This window comes from Aquitalea aquatilis, assembly GCF_005155025.1.
Taxonomy (GTDB): Bacteria; Pseudomonadota; Gammaproteobacteria; order Burkholderiales; family Chromobacteriaceae; genus Aquitalea; species Aquitalea aquatilis.
The window spans coordinates 1,335,792-1,361,696 of the sequence record NZ_CP039731.1; the positions used below are offsets into that span (position 1 = coordinate 1,335,792).

Consider the following 25,905-nt stretch of genomic DNA (forward strand, 5'->3'; position numbering starts at 1 on the left):
CTTCGGCCATCGCGGCGCGATGTGCATTGCAGCAAAAAGCCCGCACAGGGCGGGCTTCGGGGCAGGACTGCAGGCGGGGTTTACTGCGCCAGCGCGCTGGCTTGCTTGGCCAGCTCGGTGATGCGCGCCCAGTCGCGGTTGGCGATGGCGTCTTCCGGGGTCAGCCAGCTACCGCCGACGGCCAGTACGTTTTGCAGGGCCAGGTATTCCTTGGCCTTGACCAGATCAATGCCGCCAGTAGGGCAGAAGCGCAGGTCGGGCAGCGGGCCGGCCAGCGACTTGAGCAGCTTGATGCCGCCCACGGCTTCGGCCGGGAACAGCTTGAGGATGTCAAAGCCTTCGTCCTGGGCGCGCATGGCTTCGGAGGCGGTGGCCACGCCGGGCAGCAGGGTCAGGTTGGCATTGCGGGCGGCCGAGGCCAGCTCCGGGGTCAGGCCGGGGCTGACGCCAAACTGGGCGCCGGCATCCAGTGCGGCTTCCAGCTGGGCGCGGTTGCGCAGCGTGCCGGCACCGACGATGGCTCCGGGTACTTCGTCGCGCATGCGGCGCATGGCGGCCAGCGCCGCCTTGGTGCGCAGGGTGACTTCCAGCACGCGAATGCCGCCATCCACCAGCGCACGCGCCAGGTCTACCGCAACAGCGGCGTCATTTACCACGATGACCGGCACAACCGGTCCCTGACGCAACAGGGTCAAAGCGTCCATATCAGTTTCTCCACAGCGGGTGATGGAAGCTCATGGCACCAGCTTCCGCGGCATCGGCGGATTCGCGGAATACCGCGAACAATTCACGCCCGACGCCAAATTGATTGTGTTGCAGATCGACACTGATCTGCTCGCGCGCCGCCCATTCTTCGGCCGGCACTTTCACTTCCAGCGTGCCGGCATTGGCATCCAGTTTCACGATGTCGCCATCGCGAACCTTGCCGATACTACCGCCCATTACCGCCTCCGGCGAGACGTGGATGGCAGCCGGCACCTTGCCCGATGCGCCGGACATGCGGCCATCGGTGACCAGGGCCACGGCAAAGCCGCGTTCCTGCAGGATGGACAGCGCCGGGGTCAGCTTGTGCAGCTCCGGCATGCCGTTGGCGCGCGGGCCCTGGAAGCGGATGACCGCGATGAAGTCGCGTTCCAGTTCGCCACGCTTGAAGGCGGCCAAGAGTTCGTTCTGGTCGTGGAATACCACGGCCGGGGCTTCCACCACGCGGTGTTCCGGCTTGACCGCCGAAACCTTGATCACGGCGCGGCCCAGGTTGCCGGACACCACGCGCAGGCCGCCATCGGCGGTAAAGGGGTCGGCGGCCGGGCGCAGTACGTTGTCGTCGCCACTGACTGCCGGGGCCGGACGCCATTTCAGCTGGCCATTGTCCAGCCACGGCTCGTTGGCGTAGGCCGACAGGCCACGGCCGACGATGGTATCCACGTCTTCGTGCAGCAGGCCGGCGGCCAGCAGTTCGCGGATGACAAAGCCCATGCCGCCAGCGGCATGGAAGTGGTTTACGTCGGCCTTGCCATTGGGGTAGACGCGGGTCAGCGACGGGATGATGGCCGACAGTTCGTCGAAATCATCCCAGTTGATATCGATGCCGGCGGCGCGGGCAATGGCGACCAGATGCAGGGTGTGGTTGGTGGAGCCACCGGTGGCCAGCAGGCCGATGATGGCGTTGACGATGGATTTCTCATCGATCATGCGGCCCACCGGAGTGAAATGCTCACCCTGGGCGGCGATGTGCGCGGCCTGACGGGCGGCTGCGCGGGTCAGTGCCTCGCGCAGCGGTGTACCCGGATTGACGAAGGCGGTACCCGGCAGGTGCAGGCCCATGATTTCCATCATCATCTGGTTGGAGTTGGCCGTGCCGTAAAAGGTACAGGTGCCGGGGCCGTGGTAGGACTGGCACTCGGATTCCAGCAGCGCATCCCTTCCCACCTTGCCTTCTGCAAACAACTGGCGCACCTTCGCCTTTTCATCGTTGGCAATGCCGGTGGTCATCGGGCCGGCCGGAACAAACACCGCCGGCAGATGGCCAAAAGTCAGCGCGCCAATCAGCAGGCCGGGCACGATCTTGTCGCACACGCCCAGATACAGGCTGGCATCGAACATCTGGTGCGACAGCGCCACGGCCGTGCTCATGGCGATGACGTCGCGCGAGAACAGCGACAGCTCCATGCCGGGCTGGCCCTGGGTCACGCCGTCGCACATGGCGGGTACGCCGCCGGCAAACTGGGCAGTGGCACCGGCCTTGAGGGCTTCTTCCTTGATCCAGGCCGGGTAGGCTTCCAGCGGCTGGTGGGCGGACAGCATGTCGTTATAGGCGGAAACGATGGCCAGATTGGGGCGGTGTGCTTCCTTGAGGTGGATCTTGATATTGTCCGGCATGGCCGCAAAGGCGTGGGCCTGATTGGTGCAGGACAGTTGGGCGCGTTCTACCTTGCCCTGCTGGGCGGCAGCAGCCAGATGATTCAGATAGGCCGCGCGACGCTCGCGGCTGCGATCTATGATGCGCTGGGTAACAGTATGCAGTACCGGGTGCAGGGCCATGGCAATTCCCGTGATGAATGTGGGTAAATGGTAGTTTTACTACACTTAAATTGCAAGAAAACAGCCTGGCCCAATTACCGGCTTATTCGGCCGAATGGGCTTTAGAGGCTTTCTGGTAAAGGTTTCTGCCAAATTTTCCATGAAATGGCAGGTGTTGCTTTCTGCGTATTACCCCGGCAAATCACATGGACATGCCAAAATCGGGTGGTAATATAACTACATTGCAAATGCACGAGACGGAAGATCACTATGGATAACCGTAGCACGCCTACCCCCGCTTTCGATATGGTGCTGTTCGGTGGCACCGGCGACCTGGTCATGCGCAAGCTGTTGCCCTCCCTCTACCAGGCGCATGCCGCCAGCCTGCTCAACGAGCAAGGCCGCCTGCTGGCACTGGGTCGCAAGGCGATGAGCCGCGACGACTACCTGGCCCAGGTGGAAAAGAGCGCGCGCCAGCATATCAAGGAACACTTCGATGCGGCGGCCTGGGCTTCTTTCTGCAGCCGTATCGACTATCTGCAGGTGGATGCCGGCAACGCCGCCCACTATCCGGCCCTGGCCGAAGCAGTAGGGCAGCACCCGGAGCGGGTGGTGGTCTGTTATCTGGCCACCGCGCCCAATCTGTTTGCCGGCATTTGCGAAAACCTGGCAGCTGTCGGCCTGAATCGACCCAATGTGCGCGTGGTACTGGAAAAGCCGCTGGGCATCGATCTGGATTCGTCCAATGCCATCAATGACGATGTGGCGCACTTCTTCAAGGAAGAACAGCTCTATCGTATCGACCACTACCTGGGCAAGGAGTCGGTGCAGAACCTGATGGCCATCCGCTTTGCCAATGCGCTGTTCGAACCGCTGTGGCGGCGCGAGTGGATTCACGACGTGCAGATCACCATTGCCGAAGACCTCGGCGTGGGCACGCGTGGCGACTTCTACGACGGCACCGGCGCGCTGCGCGACATGGTGCAGAACCATCTGCTGCAACTGCTGTGCATCGTGGCGATGGAGCCGCCGGCCAGCATGGAAGCCGATGCCGTGCGCGATGAAAAGCTCAAGGTGCTCAAGGCATTGCGCCCGTTCAGCGAACAGGATGTGTCCAACAAGACGGTGCGCGGCCAGTACAAGGCCGGCGCCGTGGCCGGGCAACCGGTGGTGGGCTATCTGCAGGAGCTGGGCATCCCGGCGGACAGCAATACCGAAACCTTTGTCGCCATCAAGGCGGAAATCGACAACTGGCGCTGGGCCGGCGTGCCCTTCTTCCTGCGTACCGGCAAGCGCATGCAGGACCGCCTGGCCGAGATTGTCATCAATTTCCGCGATGTGCCGCACCAGCTGTTCTCCGGCCCGCTCAGCGGCAGCCACACCGCCAACCGGCTGGTGATCCAGCTGCAGCCGGAAGAAAGCATCCGTCTGTACTTCCTGGCCAAGGAGCCGGGCGACACCATGCGTCTGCAGCCGGCCTTCCTGGATCTGGACTTCTACAAGGCTTTCAAGGTACGCCGTGCCGATGCCTACGAGCGCCTGCTGCTGGATGTGATCCGCGGCAAGCTGGCTTTGTTCATGCGTCGGGACGAACTGGTGGAAGCCTGGCGCTGGGTGATGCCCATCATGGAATGCTGGCAGAACAGCAGCAACACCCCACCCAAGCAGTACACCGCCGGCACCTGGGGCCCGGCCGCTTCCAGCGCGCTGCTGAGCCGTGACGGCATCAGCTGGCACGAAGAGAGCTGATAGATGGCATGGCGGGCGGCTAGCTGCCCGCCCTCTCCTGCACCTGCAATCGCGGGCAGCACAACACAGCAATAACAAGCCGGCCAGCAAGAGCGGCATTCACCCGGTGTCGTGGCCTGCCCGGGGCCGGGTGCAACGTGAGGATGGCATTGATGAAGTGGTATGAATTTTCCGAGGCGGCGGACTGTTCCGTCGCGCTGGCCGCCACCGTGGCCCAAGGTCTGGCCCATGCGCTGGAACGCGATGGTCAGGCCGTGCTGGCGGTATCCGGCGGCAAGTCGCCGGTGCCGTTTTTCCATGCGCTGCGCACTCAGTCACTGGACTGGTCCCGCGTGGTGATCACCCTGGTGGACGAGCGCTTCGTGCCGGCCGATCACCCGGACAGCAATGCCGCGCTGGTGCGCGAACATCTGCTGCAGGATGCCGCCGCTGCTGCGCGTTTTCTGCCGCTGGTGGGCGAGGCTGTCGATGCTGCTGCCGAATTGGCTACTGCCAACAAGGCCTATCTGCGCCCCACCATAGCGGTGCTGGGCATGGGCGAGGACGGTCACACCGCCTCGCTCTTCCCAGGGGCTGCTGCGCTGGCCGACGGGCTGGACATGGCGCGCAGCCTGCCGCTGCTGACCGTGCAGCCGCTGACTGCGCCGCACCTGCGCGTGACCATGAGCAAGGCGGCCTTGCTGGCTTGCGACCAGCTGATCCTGGCCATCCAGGGTGCGGGCAAGCGCAAGGTGTTCGATCAGGCGGTGCAGGGTATCAACGACAGCCTGCCCATCAGCCATTTCCTGTTGCAAACGGAGTGCCCCATCGATGTCTACTGGACTGCCTAATACCTGGCCACGGCTGGTGGCCGACATCGGTGGCACCAATGCCCGCTTTGCGCTGGAAACCGCTCCGGCGGTGCTGGAGGATGTCGAGGTGCTGCCCTGTGCCGATTTCCCCACGCTGGAAACCGCCATGCGCAGCTATCTGGCGCGCGTCGGCACCCGCGCCGTAGCCCATGCGGCCATTGGCATTGCCAACCCGGTCACCGGTGACTGGGTGCAGATGACCAATCACCACTGGGCCTTTTCCATCGAAGCCACCCGGCTGGCGCTGGGGCTGACTTCGCTCATCGTCATCAACGATTTCACCGCGCTGGCCTTGTCGCTACCGCATCTGCCACGCAATGAGCTGGTGCAGGTGGGGGGCGGCGAAGCGGTGGCCGGCAGCCCGCTGGCGCTGATCGGCCCCGGCACCGGTCTGGGTGTATCTGCCCTGCTGCCTTACCCCGGCGGCTATAGCCCGCTGGCCGGCGAAGGGGGCCATGTCAGCTTTGCTCCGTTTGACGAGCGCGAAGCCGCCATCTGGCACTATGCCCGCGAACGGCACGGCCATGTGTCGGCCGAGCGCCTGCTGTCCGGTCCGGGACTGGTGCTGATCTATCACGCACTGGCGGCACTGGCCGGCGAGCCCGAGCAGGATTTGTCCGCCGCCGACATCACCACCCGTGGCCTCTCGGGTGCCTGTCCGCGCTGCCGCGAAACGCTGGATGCCTTCTGCGCCATGCTGGGTACGGCTGCGGCCAATCTGGCGCTGACGCTAGGCGCACGTGGCGGGGTATACCTTGGCGGTGGTATCGTTCCACGTTTGATCGACTACTTCAAAACGTCGCCATTCCGCCCGCGCTTCGAAGACAAGGGCCGCTTCTCCGCTTATCTGGCGGCGATTCCGGTATTTGTCATCGATAGCCGCTACCCTGCGCTCATCGGCGCGTCGGCAGCGCTGGCGGCGCACCTGGAGCACTGACCCATGCTGGAAAGAATCAAGTCTCAGCTTGAAGCCCTGTCCTCGGCCGAACGCAAAGTGGCCGAGCTGGTGCTGGAACAGCCCTATACCATGATGCAGGCTGCGGTGGCCGATATTGCCCGCAATGCCGGTGTCAGCCAGCCCACGGTGATCCGTTTCTGCCGTTCCATGGGCTGCTCGGGTCTGCCCGACTTCAAGCTGAAACTGGCAGGCAGCCTGGTGACCGGCGTGCCCTATGTGCATTCCAGCGTTCGCCCGGAAGACCCGACCTCGGAAATTGTCGCCAAGGTGTTCGACAATACCGTCACCGCCTTGCTGAAAAGCCGCAACGACGTCAATCCGCAGGCCATCGAGGCGGCCATCGAGGCCATCTCCCGCGCGCGGCGCGTGGAATTTTACGGCTTGGGCAACTCCGGCATCACCGCCGCCGATGCCCAGCACAAATTCTTCCGCTTCGGCATTTCCACCGTGGCCTATGCCGACACCCACATCCAGATGATGGCGGCTTCGGTACTGAACGCCGACGACGTGCTGGTGGCCATTTCCAGCTCCGGCCGCTCGCGTGAGCTGCTGGACGCGGTGGAAGAAGCCACTGCATCTGGTGCCACCGTGGTGGCCATCACCGCCAGTGGCTCGCCCCTGGCACGGGCTGCCACCATCGCCCTGATGGCGGACACCCAGGAAGACAATGAAACCTACAGCCCGATGATCTCCCGCATCATCCACCTGGTACTGATCGATGTGCTGGCCGTGGGCGTGGCCTTGCGGCGTGGTCCGGGCGTGATCGGGCAGCTGGAAAAAACCAAGCACAGTCTCAAAGCGAAAAGACTGGCAGAACGGACAGAAGAGGATTGATATCATGAGCGACCTGACCCAACTTCCCGCCTGGCAAAGACTGTGGGACCACTTTGCCGATGCCAAGCAACTGCATATGCGCGAGCTGTTCGAAAGCGACCCGGAGCGGGCCGAACGCTACGGCCTGGAAGTGGGTGGCTTGTTCCTGGATTACTCCAAAAACCGCATTACCGACGAAACCCTGCAGGGCCTGATGCAGCTGGCACGCGAAGCCGGCCTGCCGGAGCGCATCAAGTCCATGTTCAAGGGCGAGAAGATCAACACCACGGAAAACCGTGCCGTGTTGCACGTGGCGCTGCGCAATCGCACCAATTCGCCCATCTTCGTCGATGGCGAAGACGTGATGCCCAAGGTGAACTCGGTACTGGAGCGCATGGGCAAGTTTGCCCACGCCGTGCGTTCCGGCGAGTGGCTGGGTTATACCAACCAGCCCATCACCGACATCGTCAATATCGGCATTGGCGGTTCGGACCTGGGCCCGCTGATGGTGTGCAGTGCGCTACGGCCGTTTGGCCATCCGCGCATGAACATGCATTTCGTCTCCAATGTGGACGGCGCCCAGCTGAAGGAAACCCTGAAAAAGGTCCATTCGGAGACCACCTTGTTCGTGGTGGAATCGAAAACCTTCACCACCCAGGAAACCCTCACCAATGCCCTGACCGCACGCGACTGGTTCCTGCAGCGTGCGCGTGACGAAAAAGCCGTGGCCAAGCACTTTGTTGCCGTATCCACCAACCAGAAAGCGGTGGCGGACTTCGGCATCGACCCGTCAAACATGTTCGAATTCTGGGACTGGGTAGGCGGCCGCTACAGCCTGTGGTCGGCCATCGGTCTGCCCATCATGTTGTATCTGGGCGAGGAAAACTTCACCGAGCTGCTTAACGGCGCGCACATCATGGACCAGCATTTCCGCAATGCGCCGTTCGAACAGAACATGCCGGTGCTGCTGGCCATGATCGGCATCTGGTACATCAACTACTTTGGCGGCGGCAGCCATGTCATCGCCCCCTACGAGCAGTATCTGCACCGCCTGCCGGCCTTTATCCAGCAGCTGGACATGGAATCCAACGGCAAGCAGACCCGCACCGATGGCAGCCCGGTGAATTTCGAAACCGCGCCCATCATCTGGGGGGAGACCGGCATCAATGGCCAGCATGCTTTCTTCCAGCTCTTGCATCAGGGCACGCATATTTCGCCGATCGACCTGATTGCCTCGCTGGAAAGCCGTGGCAGCCTGCCGGGGCATCATGAAATCCTGCTGGCCAATGTGTTCGCCCAGGCCGAGGCCTTCATGCGCGGCAAGACCGCTGACGAAGCCCGCGCCGAGCTGGTGGCCCAGGGCATGCAGGGTGCGGCGCTGGAGGCGCTGGTACCGCACAAGGTGTTTGCCGGCAACCGTCCTACCAATACCCTGCTGATGAGCTTTCTTGATCCGCGCAACCTCGGTTCGCTGATTGCCGCTTACGAGCACAAGATTTTTGTGCAGGGCGTGATCTGGGGCATCAACAGCTTTGACCAGTGGGGGGTGGAGCTGGGCAAGCAACTGGCGAAAACCATTCACGGCGAGCTGACCGGCAAGCTGAAGGCGGCCGAGCACGACAGCTCTACCCGCCGGCTGATCCAGCTGTACCGTCAGGCCAACAAGAGCAAGTAAGCGTGCTGCCTGAGTCATGGGCAGCCGCCAAAGAAAAACGCCTCCGGATGGAGGCGTTTTGCATGGCAGCGCTTCGGTGATCAGAAGTTGTACTTGGCGCTGTAGATCACGGCGTTCTGGTATTCGCCGGAGCCCAGTTTCTGGTCGGCGTAGCGGTACTGCACGCCAGTGGTGAAGCGCTTGCTGACATTCCACCACAGGGCGATGGCCCCGTTTTCACCGGTATTGTGCTTGTAGTTGGGGGTGAATTCCTGTTTGCGGGCAAATTCGGTTTCATGCCATTGGGTCACCAGGAAGGACTGGCCAAAAGCACTAAACGGATAGAGCAGCACATAGCCGGCCATCCAGCCATTGAAGCCGGAACCCACGCTGAAAGCGTCCAGTTCGTCATGGGCGCCGATGAAGGGCTTGAGGGTCAGGTTGCCGTACTTCAGTTCGGTGCTGACACCCAGTACGCGGTTCTGGGTGAAGAAGCCGTTGCCGCGGGTATCGTAGATGTGGGCATACAGCTGTACCGGCACGTCGCCGACCTGGGTCAGGTTGAAGCGGCCGATGGCCTTGGTGGTGTAGCGACGGTCGTAACCGTTGGTGCCGTGGTCGCTCTTGCCCGGATTTTCCAGATCGAAGAAGCCATACACATCACCCCAGCTGCCACCCATGCCGCCTTCGGCCTCCAGGTAGACAAAGTCTTTCTTGCCGCTTTGGTCAGTGGTGCGGCCAGACCAGTCGAGATAGTTGGCGCTGACATTGGCAAAAGACCAGTTGTCGGCCTGGGCCAGGCTTGCACTTCCCAGCAAGGACAGGGCCAGCAGCAGTTTACGAGCTTTCATTTTTTCCGCCTAAGTGAACTTTTTTTATATGGATTGCCACGCATGCAGACATACGGGGCGCGCAGGGTAGCGCATAAAACTCCATATTGAAAAGTTTCAGCTCAAGCGACGTAACATTTCGGCAACATTATGAAAACAGTATGCGGCCGTGTCAGACAATATTCAGCAGGAACCACTCAGCCAGCGCCGCCCGGCGCATAGGATTCGGCTGGCCAGCCATAGCGAAACAGGCTGATTTTACCGCTGGCAGAGAACTCGATGCCCTCCTGTTCCAGTAGTACGCGCTGCCAGTCGGCCTGTTCCGTGCCGGGGCGGGAAATGCTGCCTGCGCTGCTGACTACCCGGTACCAGGGCAGGGCGTGGCCTGTGGGCAACTGTCCCAGCAGCTTGCCGACATGGCGGGCATGGCGTGGGAAACCGGCCAGTTGCGCCAGCACGCCATAACTGCTGACTCGCCCAGGCGGAATCTGCCCGACCAGCTGCAGCACTGCGTGCTCGAAGGCGGGAGACATCAGCGGAAGCGGGCGTCGGCTACGAAGGGGTTGTGGCGTTTTTCGTCGCCGATAGTCGTCAGCGGGCCGTGGCCGGGGATCACCACGGTGTCGTCCGGCAGCAAAAACAGCTTTTGCTGGATGGCATCGATCAGTTGCTGGTGATTGCCCATGGGGAAGTCAGTGCGGCCGATGGAGCCCTGAAACAGCACGTCACCCGCCACCAGCAGGCTGGCGGCTGCGCTATAGAACACCACATGGCCAGGAGTGTGACCGGGGCAGTGGATCACTTGTAGTGTTTCCTGGCCGATGCTGACCGTGTCGCCTTCGTTCAGCCAGCGTTCCGGGGTGAGCGCCGGGCTGGAAGGAAAGCCGAACATGCGGCCCTGATTGGGCAGCTGGTCCAGCCAGAAACTTTCGCTTTGCTCCGGGCCTTCGATCTGCACACCCAATTGCGCCGCCAGTTCGCCGGCACCACCTGCATGGTCGATATGGCCATGGGTCAGCAGCAGCTTGGTGACGGTGAGCCCCTGCTGCTCGGTCCAGGCGCGGATGCGGCTGATATCGCCACCGGCATCAACAATGGCGGCCTCGCGGGTCACACTGCACCACAGTACGCTGCAGTTCTGGGCAAAGGGGGTAACCGGAATCAGGTGGTACTGCAGGGACATGGCGGCGCTCGGTGGAGTGGGGATGGCAAATTGTGGCATGGTGCGCGCCAGCGGCCAAGCTTGTCGGGGGCTGGGGCGGTGAAACTGGTAAAATCGCGCCATTCCCGCTTTACCGGAGGCCAAGATGAGCCTGATCCCCGAAATCAAACCGCAGCAGTCGCTGGAGTTGCTCAAAGAACTGCACATCCTTACCCGCGACGGCAAGATCAACCAGGACACCCGCCGCAAGCTCAAGCAGGTTTACCACCTGTACCAGTTCATCGAGCCGCTGCTGCAGGATGTACTGGATAGCAAAGGCAGTGTGACGCTGGCCGACCACGGCGCTGGCAAGTCCTATCTGGGTTTTATCCTGTATGACCTGTTTCTCAAGGACAAGGCCGTCGGCGAGGTATTCGGCATCGAGACCCGGCCCGAGCTGGTGCAGAGTTCGCAGGCGCTGGCGGCACGGCTGGGCTTCGCGCGCATGGGTTTTCTCAATCTGACGGTGGAGCAGTCCATCACCTCGGATGAACTGCCGCCACAGGTCGATATCATCACCGCGCTGCATGCCTGCAATACCGCGACCGATGATGCCATCCGCTTTGCGCTGGCCAAGGACGCCAAATACATCGTGCTGGTGCCCTGCTGTCAGGCCGAGGTGGCCGCTGTGCTGCGCCAGAAAAAGAACGAGACCTTCGGCAAGACGCCGTTGTCCGAGCTGTGGCGTCACCCCATCCACACGCGCGAGTTTGGCAGCCAGCTGACCAATGTGCTGCGCTGCCTGCAGCTGGAGGCGCGTGGCTACCAGCTGACGGTGACCGAGCTGGTGGGCTGGGAGCATTCGATGAAGAACGAGCTGATCATTGCCAAGAAGACCGGCAAGGGCAAGCAAAGCGCACGCGAGCGGCAGGAAGCGATCCTGCACGAGCTGAATCTGGAAGACCTGCGCGAGCGCTTTGTTTATTGAGTGTCTGAGGCCTGGCGGGGGCTAGTTGCCAGCCAGGCGTTCAGGTCACCTTGCGCCGCCAGCTGGCGTTTGGCGGCGGCGGACAGGCGTTTGATGGCATGCTCGGCCTTCAGCGCCTGTGATTTGTCGGCAAAGGGGTGGATCAGCACGATGCGCTGCGGCGGGTTGAGCCGGGTATAGCGTGCACCTTTGCCGGCGCAGTGGGCGGCATAGCGCCGCGTCACATCGGTGCTGATGCCGGTGTAGAGCGCGCCGTCACGGCATTCCAGCATGTACAGATACCAGCTGGAGGCCGCCGCCGGCGCGGTGTTGTCGGCCTCAGTGCTGCTCATCTTCCAGGCGCGGCAGCGGGCAGATGCTGACGCGCTCGGTGCGGTTGCCCTTCTGCTCGGTCACGCTGATTTCCCAGCCGCCTTCGCGGATGCTGTCGCCCAGGCGCGGAATGCGCTCCAGACGATGCATCAGCAGGCCGGCCACGGTGTGGAAATCCTCGTCCTCGTAATTGCCCAGTTCGATGTATTGCTCCAGCGTCATCAGTTCCAGGCTGCCTTCCACGTCGAGGCTGCCATCTTCATGCTGTACCAGAGCCGGCTGCTCGTGGCGCTCGTGTTCTTCCGGGAAGTCACCGGCAATCGCTTCCATCAGGTCTTTCTGGGTGACGATGCCTTCCAGGCTGCCAAATTCATTTACCACGAAGGCCATGTCGGCAGCTTGCTGGCGGAAGGCTTCCAGTGCTTTCAGCACGGTCATGCCTTCCGGCAGCACCAGCGGTTGACGCAGCGCGGCCATCACGTCCAGCGTCTGGCCATCCAGCAACTGGGCCAGCAGGTCTTTGCGGGCGACGATGCCCAGCGGCTCGTCGATACGGCCGGCGCCGACCACCAGCAGGCGCGAGTAGGGGCTGTCGCGCAATACCTTGCGTTGCTGTTCGGCATCCTGGCTGATGTCCAGGCGGTGGATGTCCGAGCGTGGGGTGGCAATCACCCGTATCGGCCGCTCGGCCAGGGTCAGCACGCTGTGGATCATGGCGCGCTCATTGTGGGCAAACGCGCCTTCCCCTTCTTCACGCGGGCCTTCTTCCTTTTCCTGCTCGTGATGGCTGCCATGTTGCAAGGGCGCATTGCCCAGCAGGCGCAGCACGGTATCGGCAGTACGGGAGCGGAAGGTATTGCGACTGTTCAGATAGCGTTGGTGGTTGACGTTGGCCACCTGGTTGAATACTTCGATCAGTACCGAGAAGCCGATGGCGGCGTACAGATAGCCCTTGGGGATATGGAAACCGAAGCCGTCGGCAATCAGGCTGAAGCCGATCATCAGCAAGAAGCCCAGGCACAGCATCACCACCGTGGGGTGGGCGTTGACGAAACGGGTCAGCGGCTTGCTGGCCATGATCATCATGCTCATGGCGATGACCACCGCCAGCATCATGATGCCAAGGTGTTCGGACATGCCAATGGCGGTGACCACCGAGTCGATGGAGAACACCGCGTCCAGCACCAGGATCTGTACCACCACGGTGGCGAAGGCGGCGTAGGCTTTCTGGCCGTTGCCGTCGCTGTGTTCCACCCCTTCCAGCCGCTCGTGCAGCTCCATGGTGGCCTTGAACAGCAGGAAAAGACCGCCGCCCAGCATGATCAGGTCGCGCCCGGAAAAGCTTTGTCCCAGTACCGAAAACAGCGGTGCGGTCAGCTTCACCAGCCAGCTGATGCCGGCCAGCATGAACAGTCGCATGATCAGGGCCAGTGACAGGCCCAGTACCCGTGCGCGGTCACGCTGGTGGGGGGGGAGTTTCTCGGCCAGGATGGCCACGAAAATCAGGTTGTCGACGCCGAGCACGACCTCCAGCACGATCAGGGTCAAGAGGCCTAGCAGGGCATAGGGGTCAGACAGCCATGAAAAATCCATGATGTAAAAACGCGATCCTTGAAAAGAAACAGTCCACACAATAACAAACCCCGGCTTTCTTGTCCGCGCCGGGGGCAAAGCAAAGCCCCGGCCATGCGACTGGCCGGGGCTGGGTGAGGTTTACAGACCGCCGTAAGAATGCAGGCCGGTCAGGTACATGTTCACCCCGAGGAAGGCGAAGGTGGTGACCAAGAGGCCGATGACGGCCCACCAGGCCAGCGGTTCGCCACGCCAGCCCTTCACCAGGCGGATATGCAGCCAGGCGGCGTAGTTCAGCCACACGATCAGGGCCCAGGTTTCCTTCGGGTCCCAGCTCCAGTAGCCGCCCCAGGCATCGGCTGCCCACATCGCACCCAGAATGGTGGCGATGGTGAAGAACAGAAAGCCGATGGAAATGGCCTTGTACATCATTTCATCCAGCACTTCTGCGGCAGGCAGCCGGTCTTTCAGCACGCCCTTGAGCACCAGCAGCTCGGCCACACCCAGCATGGCCGACATGGCGAACGCACCATATCCGACAAAGTTTGCCGGAACATGAATCTTCATCCACCACGATTGCAGGGCCGGGATCAGCGGCTGGATTTCATGCGCCTGGCGATCGAAGCTGTACCACAGGATAAAGCCGACAGCGGCACTGATGACCAACAGCACGAAGGCACCGGCCTGGCGGGTGGCAAAGCGCGCTTCGTAGTACAGATACATCAGCGCGGTGATCAGGGTGAACAGGATGAAGACTTCGTACAGGTTGGATACCGGGATGTGGCCGACATCGCTGCCGATCAGGTAGCTCTCGTACCAGCGCACGAACAGGCCGGCCCCACCCATCACCGCCGCCGCCCAGGTCAGGCCGCTGCCCATGCGCGAGAGCATGGTCGAGCGGGTGACCAGGCCGGCCCAGTACACCAGGGTGGCCAGGAAGAACAGCGTGCACATCCACATGATGGCCGACTGGCTGGACAGCAGGAATTTCAGCCAGAAGGCCGTCTGCGCCCGTGCCAGCTCGCCGTGGTACAGGCTGATGCCCAGCAGGGCCACGCTGGCCGACAGCGGGAAGAACCAGCGCCAGGACTTCCAGAACCAGCCCAAGGCGATCAGGCCGATGGCCGAGCCGGCCAGAATCGCCTGCTCATAGCCATCCATGAAGGGGTTGTACAAGCGCCAGGCTTGCCCGGCAGCCACCAGTACCAGCACGGCATACAGCCAGTCGCTGGGCTTCAGCCGCTTGTACAGCGGCTGCTCGACAAAGGATTGAGCCAGTTCCATCACTTACCTCGTACCAACTGTTGAATTGCCTCGCTGCGGCGGCGGAAGTCCTCGTCCAGATCACGGTTGTGACGGTTGGAACTCATGGCCAGCCGCACGCTGGCTGTGCCACACCGCAGCCACAGCCGAACTTCGCGTACGTAGAACATCAGGATGATGCCGATGACCAGCATCAGCGAGCCAAGATACACCAGGTTCTTGCCCGGCGAGCGAGTCAGTTGCAAGCCGGAAGCCTGTACCTGGTCAAAGCCCTGCAGCTGCAGCAGCACCGGAGCCTGGTAATCATGCAGGGCACTGATGCCCACCAGGCTGTCCAGCAGGAAACGATAGTGCTGGCTGTCCATGGCGACCGGTGGCAGGCCGGCCTTGGCATCGGCCACATTCATCACATCCACCACGGCACCTTGCAGGATCTTGACATAGGTCTGGGCCACGGCCTGACGCTTGTCTTGCGGCACCTTCTCATCCAGGAACTGCTCCAGCGCCACGAAACCGCCTTGGGCAAAGCGCGCCAGTATCCATTTCACACTGCCGGCAAACTGCTGCTGCATGGCCGGGCTGATGGCCGAACCCTGCATGGCCTTGGCCGTGGTGCGCTGTGCAATCTCATCATAGAGTGCCGGGTTCATAAACGCGCTGCGCAAACGCATGAAACGGTCCAGCGACAGCTTGTCGTCCAGCGGCAAACGCAGGTACTGGAAGGGATCGGATACCTTGTTGCGTACGCCGGCCACCATATAGCTGGCACCATCCTGCTGGATCGGGGCCATATAGTGGTGGAATTCAATGGCCTGGCCCTGTTTGTCGCGCAGTTTGAAGCTGATGGAAGGGCCGATATTCTTCAGCTGCTTTTCATGCTTCACTTCGCGCGCATCCTGCATGCGCTGGGCCAGGCTCTTGCCTGCGGCAGCATCGGTCTTGCCGCCCATGTTCTCGATATTGAACACACGCAGTTCGCCAAACTCCAGGCTGTAGTCCTTGCCATTGGCACGTAGCGGCTGGCCACCCATGGAAATGCCCTTGATGTCCACCGGCTGCATCTGCGGGGCTTCCAGGTTCCAGGCTTTCAAGGACAGCGGTGAACCGCCATCGCCAAAGCTGGCCTGGTAAATGGCCACGCCGTCCACGATCAGCGGATGGTTCACCTTGACCTGGGCTTCGGTCACCTTGCCAGTGGCCTTGTCGGTGACCACGATGTCGCTGGCAAACAGCTTGGGCATGCCATTGCTGTAGTAGTCGACGTAGAACTTCTTCAGGCTGACGGTAAACGGCAGCTCTTGTACCAGATAGCCATTGCCGGCATTCAGGAACACCACATCGCCGCTCTTGCCCTCGGCAATGGTGACATTGCCGCGAAAAGACAGATTGGAGGTGGACAGGCGGCTTTGTGACGGAATCTGGCTTTGCGGGATGTCACGGGTTTCCGGCACCACGCTGCCCACCATCTCGGCCAGCTTCAGCGGCAGGTTGCCATCCATCAGGCCACCAATGCAGATCACCACCAGTGCAATGTGGGCGAAGAAGTAGCCCAGCTTGCTGGCTGCGCCTTTTTTGGCAGCCAGTACCAGGCTGCCGTCTTCACGCTGGTGTTCGCGCCAGCGCCAGCCCTGGCCGCGTAGATAGGCGCGCAGCGTATCGGGGTCGACCGTGTCGGCCGGCAGCTCCACGCTGTGCTTGATGGCAGCCAGCGAGTTGTCTGATGCCTTTTCGCGATAGGCCTTCATGTCCTTGATGAAGCCCGGGCCATTGCGCAGGATGCACAGTGTGGTGGACAGCACCAGGAAGGCCAGAATGGTCAGGAACCAGCCCGAGTGGTAAACGTCGTACAAACCCAGCTGTTCGAATACGGCAAACCAGTACTGGCCGAATTCAAAGGCGTAGTTGGGGTAGGGCTCGTTCTGCTTCAGTACGGTGCCGATGATCGAGGCGATGGCCAGAATGGTCAGCAGACCAATGGCGAAACGCATCGAACTGAACAGCTCGTACAACTTGTAAAAGACGGTGTTGCGGGAGTTTTTTGTCATCTTGGTGCCGAACACAAAAAGGGAAGCCGGTTAAGGCTTCCCTTTTGAACAAGGCTATTCGCAAAAGTTGCGATTAGCGCAGACCCGAAATGTATTCGGCTACTGCCTTCATTTCAGCATCGCTCATGCGGGAAGCAACATCCGACATGGTCACGTTCTTGCGATCGCTACCTGCCTTGAAGTCACCCAGCTGTTTGGCGATGTAGGCGGCATGCTGGCTGCCCACACGCGGGAACTGGTCGGGGATACCCTTGCCGGCCGGGCCGTGGCAGGCCATACAGGCCGGTACGTGGGTTGCCGGGTTGCCTACGCGGTATACCTTGGCACCCAGCGTCATCAGATCCTTGTTGGATGCTTCACGCGCCTTGGGTTTCTGCTGGCTGAAGTAGGAGGCCACGTTGCGCATGTCGGCATCGGACAGTGCTGACGCCATGCCCAGCATGATCGGATTCTTGCGCTCGCCCTTCTTGAAAGCCTGCAGCTGGTTGTAGATATACACCTCATGCTGGCCGGCCAAGGTCGGGTTTGCCGACGCTACGCTGTTGCCATCAGCACCGTGACAGGCGGCACACACCGTGTCAACGATCTGCTTGCCCTTTACCGGGTCTCCCTTGGCAATGCCTTCTGCCCACGCACTTCCAGCCAGGGTTGCCGCAGCTACAGCCAACAGCATCATCCGTTTCATGATCGCTCCTTGTGAGGAATTCTTAAATATCTGTAAAAGTGGCAATTTCAAACCTGTTATTCTATACCAACTGAAATCAACCTTACTACTATGTCGATTTTTAAAAACGCCACTTTTTATACCACCGTCAACCATTTGAAGGACTTGCCGCCCACCCGCGCCGAGGTTGCCTTCGTGGGGCGGTCCAATGCCGGCAAGTCCAGCGCCATCAACACGCTGGCTAACCGTACCCGGCTGGCGTATGTCTCCAAGACACCGGGCCGTACCCAGCATATCAACTTCTTTGACCTGGGCCATGAACGTTTCATGGTGGATTTGCCCGGTTATGGCTATGCCGAAGTACCGGAAGCCGTACGGGCACACTGGGTGCAGCTGCTGGGTCGCTATCTGCAAACCCGCGAGAGTCTGATCGGCCTGATCCTGATCATGGATTCGCGTCGACCACTGCTGGAGCTGGATCGGCAGATGCTGAATTTCTTCCGTGATACCGGCCGGCCCGTGCATATTCTGTTGTCCAAATCCGACAAATTGTCGCGTAGCGACCAGCAGCAAACCCTGAACATGGTGCGGCGCGAACTGGCTGACTACCCAGGGGTGAGCGTGCAGCTGTTCTCCAGCCTGAAGAAAACCGGTACCGAACAGGTGGAGCAGGTGGTGATCGGCTGGTTTGATGCTGTACAGAAAGAACAGGACGAGCCGCCAGTCGCGGAATGACGGAACTTTGTCGGGGAGGGTGACACTAACCGTGCAGGTGCTCCGGCACCTCCCGCTTGCCTCCCTGAGCGGGAGCCTTACGCTGACAATTAAGGCCTTTACCCCGGCGCCATGTGCGCCGGGTTTTTTATGGCCGGCATTCCTGGCGCGGGCAGCCAGACATGAAAAAAGCGAAGGAATTCCTTCGCTTTTGTTTGGGCAAGTGGGGCGGCGATGCCAGGCCGCCACCATCCGCTCAGTTCTTCATCACCACGTTTTCCACCTTCAGGCTCTCCGCAGCGCTGCGCACGGCAGCATCCGACGGGAAGGGGCCCAGGCGTACCTTGTAATTGCCTTGCTGGTTGATGATGCCCAGCTTGGAATCGTAACGGTCGTCCATTTCATCCAGCATCTTCTTCAACAGCGCTTCGGCATTGGCCAGCTTGTTGAAGGAGCCCAGTTGCAGATACTTGGGATTGTCCTCTGCCTTGATGTCGGGGCTATTGCTGGCGACGGCTTCACCGCCGGCCATCGGCCAGACACGTTCGATGCTGACCTTGGCACTGCCTTGCTTGACGAAGCCCAGCTTGTAGGCAGCGGCGTAAGACAGATCCATCGCACGATTCTTGTGGAAGGGTCCACGGTCGTTGATACGTACGATGACCGACTTGCCATTGGTCATATTGGTCACCCGGGCATAGCTCGGGATCGGCAGGGTCGGATGGGCCGCCGTCATGGCAAACATGTCGTAACGCTCACCCGAGGTGGTTTTTCTGCCATGGAACTGCTTGCCATACCAGGAGGCCCGGCCACTGGCCTGAAAGGGTTTCTCGCTGGTGTCGGGACGGAAGCTCATTCCCATCGCCGAGTAAGGCTGGTTGGCTGACTTGATCAGCGGTTCTGCTTGGGGTACGGCATCCGGTACCAGATTCAGATTGACCGGAATGTGGTCAGCAGGGCCATCTTTCTGAAAATAGGCACCGCCATTGTTGGCTACGGTGGGCTTCTTGGTCGGCTTGGCCGACGTTTGGCTGGTGGCGCTCGCCGTCTTCACGGTGGAGCAGGCCACGAGTACGAGACTGACAAAAACAAGCCACAGCCATCGGAGTACTGATTGCATAGACCTCCCTTATGCTGTTGGGCACATCAAAAAACACTGGCGACTTGCGCTCGGCTGGCGAGTGCAGTCCCTGCCTGGAAGAGCAAAACTGCCTGGCCCGTGCTATCACCCCGATGCCGCATTGGCGGCAGGGTGCAGGCTTGCAGTCTGGTTCACTTCAGCAGCAATGTTTCTTGCTGGCCCGTTAGTGTTGGCCGGTCTGTGAACTGTCAGCTTCCTCCTTCAAATCCGATCTGCCGCCACGCTTCGAACACCGTGATTGCAACGGCATTGGAAAGGTTCAGGCTTCTCGATTCGGGGCGCATGGGCAAACGAATCCTCTGTGATGAAGGAAAATCCTCCAGCACTTCAGGCGGCAAGCCGCGGGATTCGGGACCGAACAGCAGTACGTCCCCAGATTGGAAAGAGATCTGGTCATGGCGCGTGGCGCCTTTGGTTGTTGCAGCGAAAATTCGCCGTCCTTGCAGGGCCTGCTGACAGGCAGCCCAGTTTTCATGGACAACGACACGGGCATATTCGTGGTAGTCGAGGCCCGCGCGTCGCAACTTGGCATCCTCCATGGGAAAACCCATGGGTTTGACCAGATGCAGTTCACAGCCGGTGTTGGCACATAAACGAATCACATTGCCCGTATTGGGCGGGATTTCCGGCTGAAAAAGAACAACGGTGAACATCGTTGGCTGGCTGGATTGTTCCAAAGAATCAAAATCTTGGTCAAGTTTTTGGGAAGAATGCCCTGCAGAGCACCCACGCATCGACCCGTTTTGCCCCCTGTTTTTTGAGCTTTTCGGCCAGGGCAGACAGGGTCATTCCACTGGTTGCCACATCGTCCACAATCGCGACGGAAAGCCCGTCAATACGTTGTTTTACGCCAAATGCATCGCGAACATTTTGGCGTCTTTCGGCACGTCCGAGAGAGGCTTGCGGCACAGTGTTGCGTTTTCGCCAACACAGTGTGGAGGAAAAACGGCTTTCCATTGTAACAGCGATTGCCTGGGCCAGTGGAATGCTCTGATTAAAGCCCCGTTCTGCAAGTCGTTCTTTTGACAAGGGAACAGGTAGAACCAGATCACTGCGAATGGCTGTTTTCATGGCAAATTCGGCCATCAGCCGGGCTAGTGTGCCGGTCAGTTCCAGCCGCTTTCCATACTTCATTGCATAAATAATTGTATTCAGAGGGTAGCCAAATAGATAAGGAGCGTGTAGTGCGTCGAAAGCCGGGGGTGAGCGCAGGCAAAAGCCACAGATATCGCCCGTGGCTGCTGGTTCCGCACAAATCGGGCAGTGCTGCCCGGGCAGGCGCGGCAGACTGGTTTTGCAGCCCTGGCAGAGCCCGAAATGACTGTTTCGTGTATTACACAACAAGCACGATTGATTAAATATTGTGCAATTGTCAATTAATTGCCTGGTGATATTTGACAGCATGATGCGCCCTCTGCAAGACTGCAACCAGACACTCTTACCCACGCGGTTTTTTTCTTAAATTACCCATTTGTCCAGTTGCTGTTAGTCATTAAATGCAATTGGAATTTTTTAGTGACGAAAGCTCATTCATGACCACGCAAGCCATCCAGTTTTCCCGCCCGGCGACTCCGCATCCACAGAGCAATACCTGGTCGGTGGCAGAGATCGAGGCACTGCTCAGCCTGCCCTTTATGGAGGTGGTTTTCCGCGCTGCCGAGATTCATCGCCAGTTTTTTGATCCGACCAAGGTGCAGTTGTCGACGCTGGTTTCGATCAAGACCGGTGGCTGCCCGGAAGACTGTGGTTACTGCCCGCAATCGGTGCATCACGATACGCCGGTGGAAAACCAGCCAATGATGACGGTGGACGAGGTGATTGCCGTGGCGCGCACCGCCAAGGCCAATGGCGCCGGCCGCTTCTGCATGGGCGCAGCCTGGCGCGGCCCCAAGGATGCCGACCTGGAGCAGACCTTGCACATGGTGAACGAGGTGAAAGCGCTGGGGCTGGAGACCTGTGCCACCTTTGGTCTGTTAAAGGATGGCCAGGCGGAAAAACTGAAACAGGCCGGGCTGGACTATTACAACCATAATCTGGACACCGCACCGGATAAATATGGCGACATCATTCATACCCGCGAGTACGAGGATCGCCTGGACACGCTGGGCAAGGTACGTGGGGCCGGGCTGTCGGTGTGCTGTGGTGGCATTGTCGGCATGAACGAAACCCGGCAAGACCGTGCCGGCCTGATTGCCCAACTGGCCAATATGGAGCCGCAACCGGAATCGGTGCCGATCAATAATCTGGTGAAGGTGGGTGGCACTCCGCTGGAAGGGGCAGAACCGCTGGACTGGACCGAATTTGTCCGCACCATTGCGGTCACCCGCATCACCATGCCCAGAAGCTATGTACGTCTTTCTGCCGGTCGTCGCGAGATGCCGGAAGCGATGCAGGCGCTGTGCTTCCTGGCCGGTGCCAACTCGATTTTCTACGGCGACAAGCTGCTGACGACCGGTAATCCGGACGTGGATGCCGACCGTGTTTTGATGGAAAAACTGGACTTGTCACCGCTGTAAATCCTTGGCCATATCTGCCCTTGTGCGGCTGGATTTTTGAAATGTATATATAAGGAATACTTTTCGTGAAATCCGCCCGCCAAGGGCAATCATTTTCTGGAAAACCGCATGCGCTCCCAGGACCTTTCCTCGGCACTGCTGGAATTGCAGCAGCAGCACCGTTTTCGCCAGCGTCATATCGTGGAAACGCCACAATCCTGCGAGATGATCATCGAGGGCAAATCCTATATTGCCTTTGCCAGCAATGACTATCTGGGGCTGGCCAACCACCCGGCGCTGGTCGCTGCCACGCGCGAGGCGCTGTCGCGTTGGGGAGTGGGGGGGGGTGCTTCACATCTTGTTGCCGGCCACTTCGCCATTCATGAAGAAGCCGAGCAGGCGCTGGCAGCATTTTGTGGTAGCGAGGCGGCCTTGCTGTTCAGCTCCGGCTATGCCGCCAACCAGGCGGTAATCACCAGCCTGGTGGGGCGTGGCGATGCTGTGTTTGCGGACAAGCTCAACCACGCTTCTCTGAATGATGCCTGCCTGCTGTCCCGTGCTACATTCCGCCGTTTTCGTCATAACGACCTGCAGCAGCTGGAGCAGTTGCTGGCCAGCACGCCGGCCCGTACCCGGCTGATTGCCGTGGATGCGGTGTACAGCATGGATGGTGATGAAGCGCCGCTAAAGAAGTTGCAGGAACTTGCCGATAAATACGATGCGTGGCTTTACATTGATGATGCGCATGGATTCGGTGTGCTGGGCGATGGCCGTGGGTCGGCAGTGGAGCAGGGTTTGCACGGAGAGCGGCTGATCTATATGGCCACTCTTGGCAAGGCAGCTGGCGTGGCCGGTGCTTTCGTCGGCGCCAGCAGCCAGTTGATTGCGTGGCTGGTCAACACCGCCCGCAGTTATATCTTCACGACCGCCCAACCACCGGCGCTGGCCGCTGCGGTGCTGGCCAGTCTGCGACTGATCGCAGACGAGCCGTGGCGCAGGCAGCGCTTGCAGCAGAGCGTGAGCCTGGTAAGGGAAAGATTGTCAGAGGTAAATTTTCCGCTGATGGCATCCCGTACCCCGATCCAACCCATTATCATTGGTAGGAACGAGCAGGCATTGTTGCTGGCTGCACAGTTGAAGGAGCGTGGATTCTGGGTGCCTGCGATACGGCCGCCTACCGTCCCTGAGGGAACGGCACGTTTACGCCTGACATTGTCGGCAGCCCATACACAGGACCAGCTTGAGGGCTTACTGGACTGTGTGGTGGAGGCAATGCAGCCATAGGGGATGGCTGCGTCTGTTCGTAGCATGACCGGAATTTCCGGCTAACTCATACTACGATAATGACATGAAGAGTACGGCTGATTATCTGTCCTCCCAGCAAGAGGCTGCTGAAACTGCCTTGTCCCTGCTGCAGGATCAGGGCGAACCTGCTGCCGCAGCTGTCTGGGCGCTGGTGGGGACGACATGGCAACGTCTGGCCACGCTGGGTGGGGCGGACACCTTGACACCGGCTGCGGCATTGTCTGCGGGACGACTGCCCGGGCCGGATGGCGGAGCCATGCCCTTGTCGGTGCAGGGCGAGCTGATTGGCTGGCTGGTCTGGCGCGGCAAGATGCCGGCGAATACCGCCGCGATTGCCTCGCTGCTGACCGGGCATCTATTGAGTGCACGGCAGCATTCCGAGCAGTCCCAGTCGCGGGTGATGAATGAAACCCTGCTGGAAATCAGCCAGCTGCCCAGTGAGTGTGGCACGCTGGATGACATGCTGCCCAAGCTGCACCGCTTGCTGATGCGGCTGATGGATGCCAGCAATTTCTATATTGCCCTGTATGACGAACAGGCCAGCAGCCTGCATTACCCCTTTTACGCCGACCAGCTCGACCCGGCCCCACCTTCACCCGAACAACTGTTTTCCGCGACGCAGAGCGAACGCTCGCTGACTGCCTGGCTGATGCGCATCGGCAAGCCGCTGGTGCTCACCCGTGAACGGCTGCTGGAAATCTGCGCGCAAGAACAGTTGGTGCTGGAAGGCCCGGTGCCCGAACTATGGATGGGGGTGCCGCTGACCAATGCCAGTAACGCCGTCATCGGTGCGGCGGTCATGCAGTTCTATGCCAACCAGTCGCCATGCACCTCGGCCGAGCAGACGCTGTTTCTGTTTGTTGCCCGCCATGTCGGCTATGCGCTGGACCGCATGTTGTACCGCAGCCTGCTGGAACGCCAGGTCTGGCTGCGCACCTGCGAGCTGGAGGGGATGAATGCCCGTCTGCGCTCCGAAGTGTCCGAACGCCAGCGCGCCGAGCGCTTTCAGGATGTGCTGTTCCGCATTGCCGACCTGTCCAATACCTGCCTGTCGCTGGAAGCCTTTCTGGCCGGCGTGCACCGGCTGCTGATGGAGTTGGTGGCCGCCCGCAACTGCCAGGTGGCGCTCTACAGCATGGACAATGATCTGCTTAGCTTTCCTTATTGCTCCGACGAGCAGCAACCGGCAGCCAAGACGCGGCGGCCAGGCAAGGGCCATGTCGAGCAGGTGCTGCACAGTGGCCGTGCGCTATTGCTGGATCGCCTCAATCCGCAGCTGCCGTCTGCTGATGGTGCCGGGCCACTGCTGCATAGCTGGCTGGGCGTGCCGTTGTACTGCGGGCACGAGCTGCTGGGTGTGCTGTCGGTGCACAGCTATCAGGAAGAAGTGATCTACAGCTATCGCGATCAGGAAGTGCTGGAGTTTGTCGCCAACAATATCGGCACGGCACTGGCGCGGGTGCGTGCCATGCAGGAACTGCAAAACGCCTATGCCGAGCTGGAAGAGCGGGTACGCGAACGCACCAGTGAGCTGGATGCGGTCAATGCCCAGCTGGAGTTCGACAGCCTGCACGACCCGCTCACCAAGCTGCCCAACCGCAATTACTTTGCCAAAACCTTGCGCCGCGCCTGGGAAGGCTATGTGGCGGGCAACGGCGCCCGCTTCAGCGTGATCTTTATCGATCTGGACCGCTTCAAGCTGGTGAATGACACGCTGGGCCATCTGGCTGGCGATCATCTGTTGTTCGAGGCGGGTGCGCGCATTCGCTCCTGCCTGCGCCATTACGATTTCCTGGCCCGGCTGGGGGGCGACGAGTTTGCGGTACTGCTGTTTGGGACCGAAACGCTGGAAGGCTGCGAGATGATCGCCCGGCGCATTGTCAGCGAATTCGAACGGCCGGTGATTCTGGCCGGGCGCGAAGTCTTCTCCACCGCCAGTGTCGGGGTGGTGCTGGCCGACCGCGAGCATTATCACAAGGCAGAAGAGCTGTTGCGGGATGCCGACCATGCCATGTACTGCACCAAGCAGCAGGGCCGGCAGGGTTATACCGTGTTCAATCACCAGTTGCGCATCAATCAGGCCGACCAGTTGGCACTGGAAAGCGAATTGCGCCGGGCGCTGGAGGTAGAGGATCAGCTCTTGCCCTATTTCCAGCCTTTCATCGATGCCCGCAGCGGTGAGCTGGTGGGTTTCGAATCGCTGGTGCGCTGGCAGCATCCGGTGCGCGGCCTGATTTCGCCGGCGCTGTTCCTGCCCATGGCCGAAGAGAGCGGGCTGATCACCCGGGTCGACCGCTACATGATCAATGCCGCCTGCCGCCAGCTGCGGCTGTGGCTGGACGAGGCGCGGGTGTCGCGTGACATTGCCCTGCATATCAATCTGTCCTCGGCCAATTTCCACGATCCGGAACTGGTGGCGTGGATGCGCGACATCATCGACAGCTACCAGCTGCCGGCCTCCATCCTGCATCTGGAAATCACCGAAAGCGCGCTGATCGACGTGCCGGATATCGCCGCCACGGTCATGCACGCCTTGCATGATCTGGGCGTCAAGCTGGCGCTGGACGACTTCGGCACCGGTTATTCCGCACTGTCCTATCTGCATCGCTATCGTTTCGATGTGCTGAAGATAGACCAGAGCTTCGTGTTTGATGTGGACCGCAAGGAAGAGTCGTTTGCCATCGTGCGTGCCATTCTGGCGCTGGCCCAGGCTTTGGGGCTGGATGTGGTGGCCGAAGGCGTGGAAACCGCCGCCCAGCTGGCGCGCTTGCAAGAGATGGGTTGTGGCAAACTGCAGGGTTATTACTTTGCCGCCCCGACCCCGGCGGCAGCTATCGACTGGGAGCGGCTGGCGCGCTTTGTGCAGGAGTTTCGCCGTGCGGCCTGAGCC

23 protein-coding genes are annotated in these 25,905 nt (G+C 60.6%); 10 read left to right on the forward strand and 13 right to left on the reverse strand.

Annotated elements, in window-relative coordinates; translation table 11 throughout:
- Positions 1 to 80: 80 nt before the first annotated feature.
- Together FAZ30_RS06075 and edd are read right to left on the reverse strand one after the other, a co-directional pair.
- Positions 81 to 704, reverse strand: a complete 624-nt coding sequence (locus tag FAZ30_RS06075; RefSeq protein WP_137009066.1) for a bifunctional 4-hydroxy-2-oxoglutarate aldolase/2-dehydro-3-deoxy-phosphogluconate aldolase — start codon at positions 702 to 704, stop codon at positions 81 to 83.
- Between the two features lies 1 nt (position 705).
- Entirely contained in the window at positions 706 to 2,541 is a 1,836-nt protein-coding gene (gene edd, locus FAZ30_RS06080) for a phosphogluconate dehydratase (protein WP_124645288.1), read from the reverse strand.
- A gap of 249 nt (positions 2,542 to 2,790) precedes the next feature.
- On the opposite strand from edd, the gene zwf reads away from it, so the two are divergent.
- From zwf to pgi, 5 genes are all read left to right on the forward strand, one after another.
- Positions 2,791 to 4,269: a glucose-6-phosphate dehydrogenase gene (gene zwf, locus FAZ30_RS06085; protein WP_124645287.1), complete on the forward strand. Its 1,479-nt coding sequence runs from the start codon at positions 2,791 to 2,793 to the stop codon at positions 4,267 to 4,269.
- 152 nt (positions 4,270 to 4,421) lie between these two features.
- Positions 4,422 to 5,099, forward strand: a complete 678-nt coding sequence (pgl, locus tag FAZ30_RS06090; RefSeq protein ID WP_124645286.1) for a 6-phosphogluconolactonase — start codon at positions 4,422 to 4,424, stop codon at positions 5,097 to 5,099.
- Positions 5,080 to 6,057 (forward strand): glucokinase, encoded by a 978-nt coding sequence (locus FAZ30_RS06095; RefSeq protein ID WP_124645285.1) that lies wholly within the window; start codon positions 5,080 to 5,082, stop codon positions 6,055 to 6,057. The genes pgl and FAZ30_RS06095 overlap by 20 nt, the downstream gene beginning before the upstream one ends.
- Positions 6,058 to 6,060: 3 nt before the next feature.
- On the forward strand, positions 6,061 to 6,912 hold the full coding sequence (gene hexR / locus FAZ30_RS06100) for a transcriptional regulator HexR (protein WP_103523703.1): 852 nt from the start codon (positions 6,061 to 6,063) through the stop codon (positions 6,910 to 6,912).
- 4 nt (positions 6,913 to 6,916) lie between these two features.
- On the forward strand, positions 6,917 to 8,566 hold the full coding sequence (gene pgi, locus FAZ30_RS06105; RefSeq protein WP_124645284.1) for a glucose-6-phosphate isomerase: 1,650 nt from the start codon (positions 6,917 to 6,919) through the stop codon (positions 8,564 to 8,566).
- An 80-nt stretch (positions 8,567 to 8,646) separates the two neighbouring features.
- Here pgi and FAZ30_RS06110 read toward each other — a convergent pair whose 3' ends face one another.
- The 3 genes from FAZ30_RS06110 to FAZ30_RS06120 form a co-directional block, all read right to left on the reverse strand.
- Positions 8,647 to 9,396 carry an outer membrane protein OmpK gene (locus tag FAZ30_RS06110; protein WP_124645283.1) on the reverse strand — a complete coding sequence of 250 codons (750 nt, stop codon included), beginning with the start codon at positions 9,394 to 9,396 and terminating at the stop codon, positions 8,647 to 8,649.
- A 176-nt stretch (positions 9,397 to 9,572) separates the two neighbouring features.
- The gene (locus tag FAZ30_RS06115) at positions 9,573 to 9,908 is read right to left on the reverse strand and encodes an MGMT family protein (protein WP_124645282.1); all 336 of its coding nucleotides are present in this window, start codon (positions 9,906 to 9,908) and stop codon (positions 9,573 to 9,575) included.
- Positions 9,908 to 10,558 carry an MBL fold metallo-hydrolase gene (locus FAZ30_RS06120; RefSeq protein ID WP_124645376.1) on the reverse strand — a complete coding sequence of 217 codons (651 nt, stop codon included), beginning with the start codon at positions 10,556 to 10,558 and terminating at the stop codon, positions 9,908 to 9,910. Before FAZ30_RS06120 ends, FAZ30_RS06115 begins: the two co-directional genes overlap by 1 nt.
- 124 nt (positions 10,559 to 10,682) lie before the next feature.
- On the opposite strand from FAZ30_RS06120, the gene FAZ30_RS06125 reads away from it, so the two are divergent.
- The gene (locus FAZ30_RS06125) at positions 10,683 to 11,504 is read left to right on the forward strand and encodes a class I SAM-dependent methyltransferase (protein WP_124645281.1); all 822 of its coding nucleotides are present in this window, start codon (positions 10,683 to 10,685) and stop codon (positions 11,502 to 11,504) included.
- On the opposite strand, the gene FAZ30_RS06130 is transcribed toward FAZ30_RS06125, so the two are convergent.
- The 5 genes from FAZ30_RS06130 to FAZ30_RS06150 form a co-directional block, all read right to left on the reverse strand.
- A complete protein-coding gene (locus tag FAZ30_RS06130; RefSeq protein ID WP_342773776.1) occupies positions 11,498 to 11,836 on the reverse strand; it encodes a GIY-YIG nuclease family protein in 339 nt (112 codons plus the stop codon). The genes FAZ30_RS06125 and FAZ30_RS06130 overlap by 7 nt on opposite strands.
- Complete coding sequence (locus tag FAZ30_RS06135; protein ID WP_124645280.1) at positions 11,823 to 13,409, reverse strand: TerC family protein; 1,587 nt, start codon at positions 13,407 to 13,409, stop codon at positions 11,823 to 11,825. The genes FAZ30_RS06130 and FAZ30_RS06135 overlap by 14 nt, the downstream gene beginning before the upstream one ends.
- Positions 13,410 to 13,529: 120 nt before the next feature.
- Positions 13,530 to 14,672 (reverse strand): c-type cytochrome biogenesis protein CcsB, encoded by a 1,143-nt coding sequence (ccsB, locus tag FAZ30_RS06140; protein WP_124645279.1) that lies wholly within the window; start codon positions 14,670 to 14,672, stop codon positions 13,530 to 13,532.
- The gene (locus tag FAZ30_RS06145) at positions 14,672 to 16,696 is read right to left on the reverse strand and encodes a cytochrome c biogenesis protein ResB (RefSeq protein ID WP_137009068.1); all 2,025 of its coding nucleotides are present in this window, start codon (positions 16,694 to 16,696) and stop codon (positions 14,672 to 14,674) included. The genes ccsB and FAZ30_RS06145 overlap by 1 nt, the downstream gene beginning before the upstream one ends.
- A 73-nt stretch (positions 16,697 to 16,769) precedes the next feature.
- Complete coding sequence (locus FAZ30_RS06150) at positions 16,770 to 17,381, reverse strand: c-type cytochrome (protein WP_124645277.1); 612 nt, start codon at positions 17,379 to 17,381, stop codon at positions 16,770 to 16,772.
- A 90-nt stretch (positions 17,382 to 17,471) separates the two neighbouring features.
- Between FAZ30_RS06150 and yihA the strand changes: the two genes are divergently transcribed.
- Positions 17,472 to 18,095, forward strand: a complete 624-nt coding sequence (yihA, locus tag FAZ30_RS06155) for a ribosome biogenesis GTP-binding protein YihA/YsxC (protein ID WP_124645276.1) — start codon at positions 17,472 to 17,474, stop codon at positions 18,093 to 18,095.
- A 235-nt stretch (positions 18,096 to 18,330) separates the two neighbouring features.
- Here yihA and FAZ30_RS06160 read toward each other — a convergent pair whose 3' ends face one another.
- From FAZ30_RS06160 to FAZ30_RS06170, 3 genes are all read right to left on the reverse strand, one after another.
- Positions 18,331 to 19,128 (reverse strand): septal ring lytic transglycosylase RlpA family protein, encoded by a 798-nt coding sequence (locus FAZ30_RS06160; protein ID WP_246043412.1) that lies wholly within the window; start codon positions 19,126 to 19,128, stop codon positions 18,331 to 18,333.
- A gap of 275 nt (positions 19,129 to 19,403) precedes the next feature.
- Positions 19,404 to 19,868, reverse strand: coding sequence for a tRNA (cytidine(34)-2'-O)-methyltransferase (locus FAZ30_RS06165; protein WP_103522942.1), 465 nt, complete (start codon positions 19,866 to 19,868; stop codon positions 19,404 to 19,406).
- Positions 19,869 to 19,908: 40 nt separating this feature from the next.
- The gene (locus tag FAZ30_RS06170) at positions 19,909 to 20,619 is read right to left on the reverse strand and encodes a ComFC family protein (protein ID WP_124645274.1); all 711 of its coding nucleotides are present in this window, start codon (positions 20,617 to 20,619) and stop codon (positions 19,909 to 19,911) included.
- Between the two features lie 128 nt (positions 20,620 to 20,747).
- Between FAZ30_RS06170 and bioB the strand changes: the two genes are divergently transcribed.
- The 3 genes from bioB (at position 20,748) to FAZ30_RS06185 (ending at position 25,902) form a co-directional block, all read left to right on the forward strand.
- Complete coding sequence (bioB, locus tag FAZ30_RS06175; protein WP_124645273.1) at positions 20,748 to 21,731, forward strand: biotin synthase BioB; 984 nt, start codon at positions 20,748 to 20,750, stop codon at positions 21,729 to 21,731.
- 108 nt (positions 21,732 to 21,839) lie between these two features.
- Positions 21,840 to 22,994 carry an 8-amino-7-oxononanoate synthase gene (gene bioF / locus FAZ30_RS06180; RefSeq protein ID WP_124645272.1) on the forward strand — a complete coding sequence of 385 codons (1,155 nt, stop codon included), beginning with the start codon at positions 21,840 to 21,842 and terminating at the stop codon, positions 22,992 to 22,994.
- 64 nt (positions 22,995 to 23,058) lie between these two features.
- Positions 23,059 to 25,902, forward strand: coding sequence for a putative bifunctional diguanylate cyclase/phosphodiesterase (locus FAZ30_RS06185; protein ID WP_124645271.1), 2,844 nt, complete (start codon positions 23,059 to 23,061; stop codon positions 25,900 to 25,902).
- Positions 25,903 to 25,905 lie beyond the last annotated feature (3 nt).

Excerpts from the sequence above, each read along its gene's own strand:
- FAZ30_RS06075 (WP_137009066.1), bottom strand. The coding sequence starts at position 704 with ATGGACGCTTTGACCCTGTTGCGTCAGGGACCGGTTGTGCCGGTCATC.
- edd (WP_124645288.1), bottom strand. The coding sequence starts at position 2,541 with ATGGCCCTGCACCCGGTACTGCATACTGTTACCCAGCGCATCATAGAT.
- zwf (WP_124645287.1), top strand. The coding sequence starts at position 2,791 with ATGGATAACCGTAGCACGCCTACCCCCGCTTTCGATATGGTGCTGTTC.
- pgl (WP_124645286.1), top strand. The coding sequence starts at position 4,422 with ATGAAGTGGTATGAATTTTCCGAGGCGGCGGACTGTTCCGTCGCGCTG.
- FAZ30_RS06095 (WP_124645285.1), top strand. The coding sequence starts at position 5,080 with ATGTCTACTGGACTGCCTAATACCTGGCCACGGCTGGTGGCCGACATC.
- hexR (WP_103523703.1), top strand. The coding sequence starts at position 6,061 with ATGCTGGAAAGAATCAAGTCTCAGCTTGAAGCCCTGTCCTCGGCCGAA.
- pgi (WP_124645284.1), top strand. The coding sequence starts at position 6,917 with ATGAGCGACCTGACCCAACTTCCCGCCTGGCAAAGACTGTGGGACCAC.
- FAZ30_RS06110 (WP_124645283.1), bottom strand. The coding sequence starts at position 9,396 with ATGAAAGCTCGTAAACTGCTGCTGGCCCTGTCCTTGCTGGGAAGTGCA.
- FAZ30_RS06115 (WP_124645282.1), bottom strand. The coding sequence starts at position 9,908 with ATGTCTCCCGCCTTCGAGCACGCAGTGCTGCAGCTGGTCGGGCAGATT.
- FAZ30_RS06120 (WP_124645376.1), bottom strand. The coding sequence starts at position 10,558 with ATGTCCCTGCAGTACCACCTGATTCCGGTTACCCCCTTTGCCCAGAAC.
- FAZ30_RS06125 (WP_124645281.1), top strand. The coding sequence starts at position 10,683 with ATGAGCCTGATCCCCGAAATCAAACCGCAGCAGTCGCTGGAGTTGCTC.
- FAZ30_RS06130 (WP_342773776.1), bottom strand. The coding sequence starts at position 11,836 with ATGAGCAGCACTGAGGCCGACAACACCGCGCCGGCGGCGGCCTCCAGC.
- FAZ30_RS06135 (WP_124645280.1), bottom strand. The coding sequence starts at position 13,409 with ATGGATTTTTCATGGCTGTCTGACCCCTATGCCCTGCTAGGCCTCTTG.
- ccsB (WP_124645279.1), bottom strand. The coding sequence starts at position 14,672 with ATGGAACTGGCTCAATCCTTTGTCGAGCAGCCGCTGTACAAGCGGCTG.
- FAZ30_RS06145 (WP_137009068.1), bottom strand. The coding sequence starts at position 16,696 with ATGACAAAAAACTCCCGCAACACCGTCTTTTACAAGTTGTACGAGCTG.
- FAZ30_RS06150 (WP_124645277.1), bottom strand. The coding sequence starts at position 17,381 with ATGAAACGGATGATGCTGTTGGCTGTAGCTGCGGCAACCCTGGCTGGA.
- yihA (WP_124645276.1), top strand. The coding sequence starts at position 17,472 with ATGTCGATTTTTAAAAACGCCACTTTTTATACCACCGTCAACCATTTG.
- FAZ30_RS06165 (WP_103522942.1), bottom strand. The coding sequence starts at position 19,868 with ATGTTCACCGTTGTTCTTTTTCAGCCGGAAATCCCGCCCAATACGGGC.
- FAZ30_RS06170 (WP_124645274.1), bottom strand. The coding sequence starts at position 20,619 with ATGCTGTCAAATATCACCAGGCAATTAATTGACAATTGCACAATATTT.
- bioB (WP_124645273.1), top strand. The coding sequence starts at position 20,748 with ATGACCACGCAAGCCATCCAGTTTTCCCGCCCGGCGACTCCGCATCCA.
- bioF (WP_124645272.1), top strand. The coding sequence starts at position 21,840 with ATGCGCTCCCAGGACCTTTCCTCGGCACTGCTGGAATTGCAGCAGCAG.
- FAZ30_RS06185 (WP_124645271.1), top strand. The coding sequence starts at position 23,059 with ATGAAGAGTACGGCTGATTATCTGTCCTCCCAGCAAGAGGCTGCTGAA.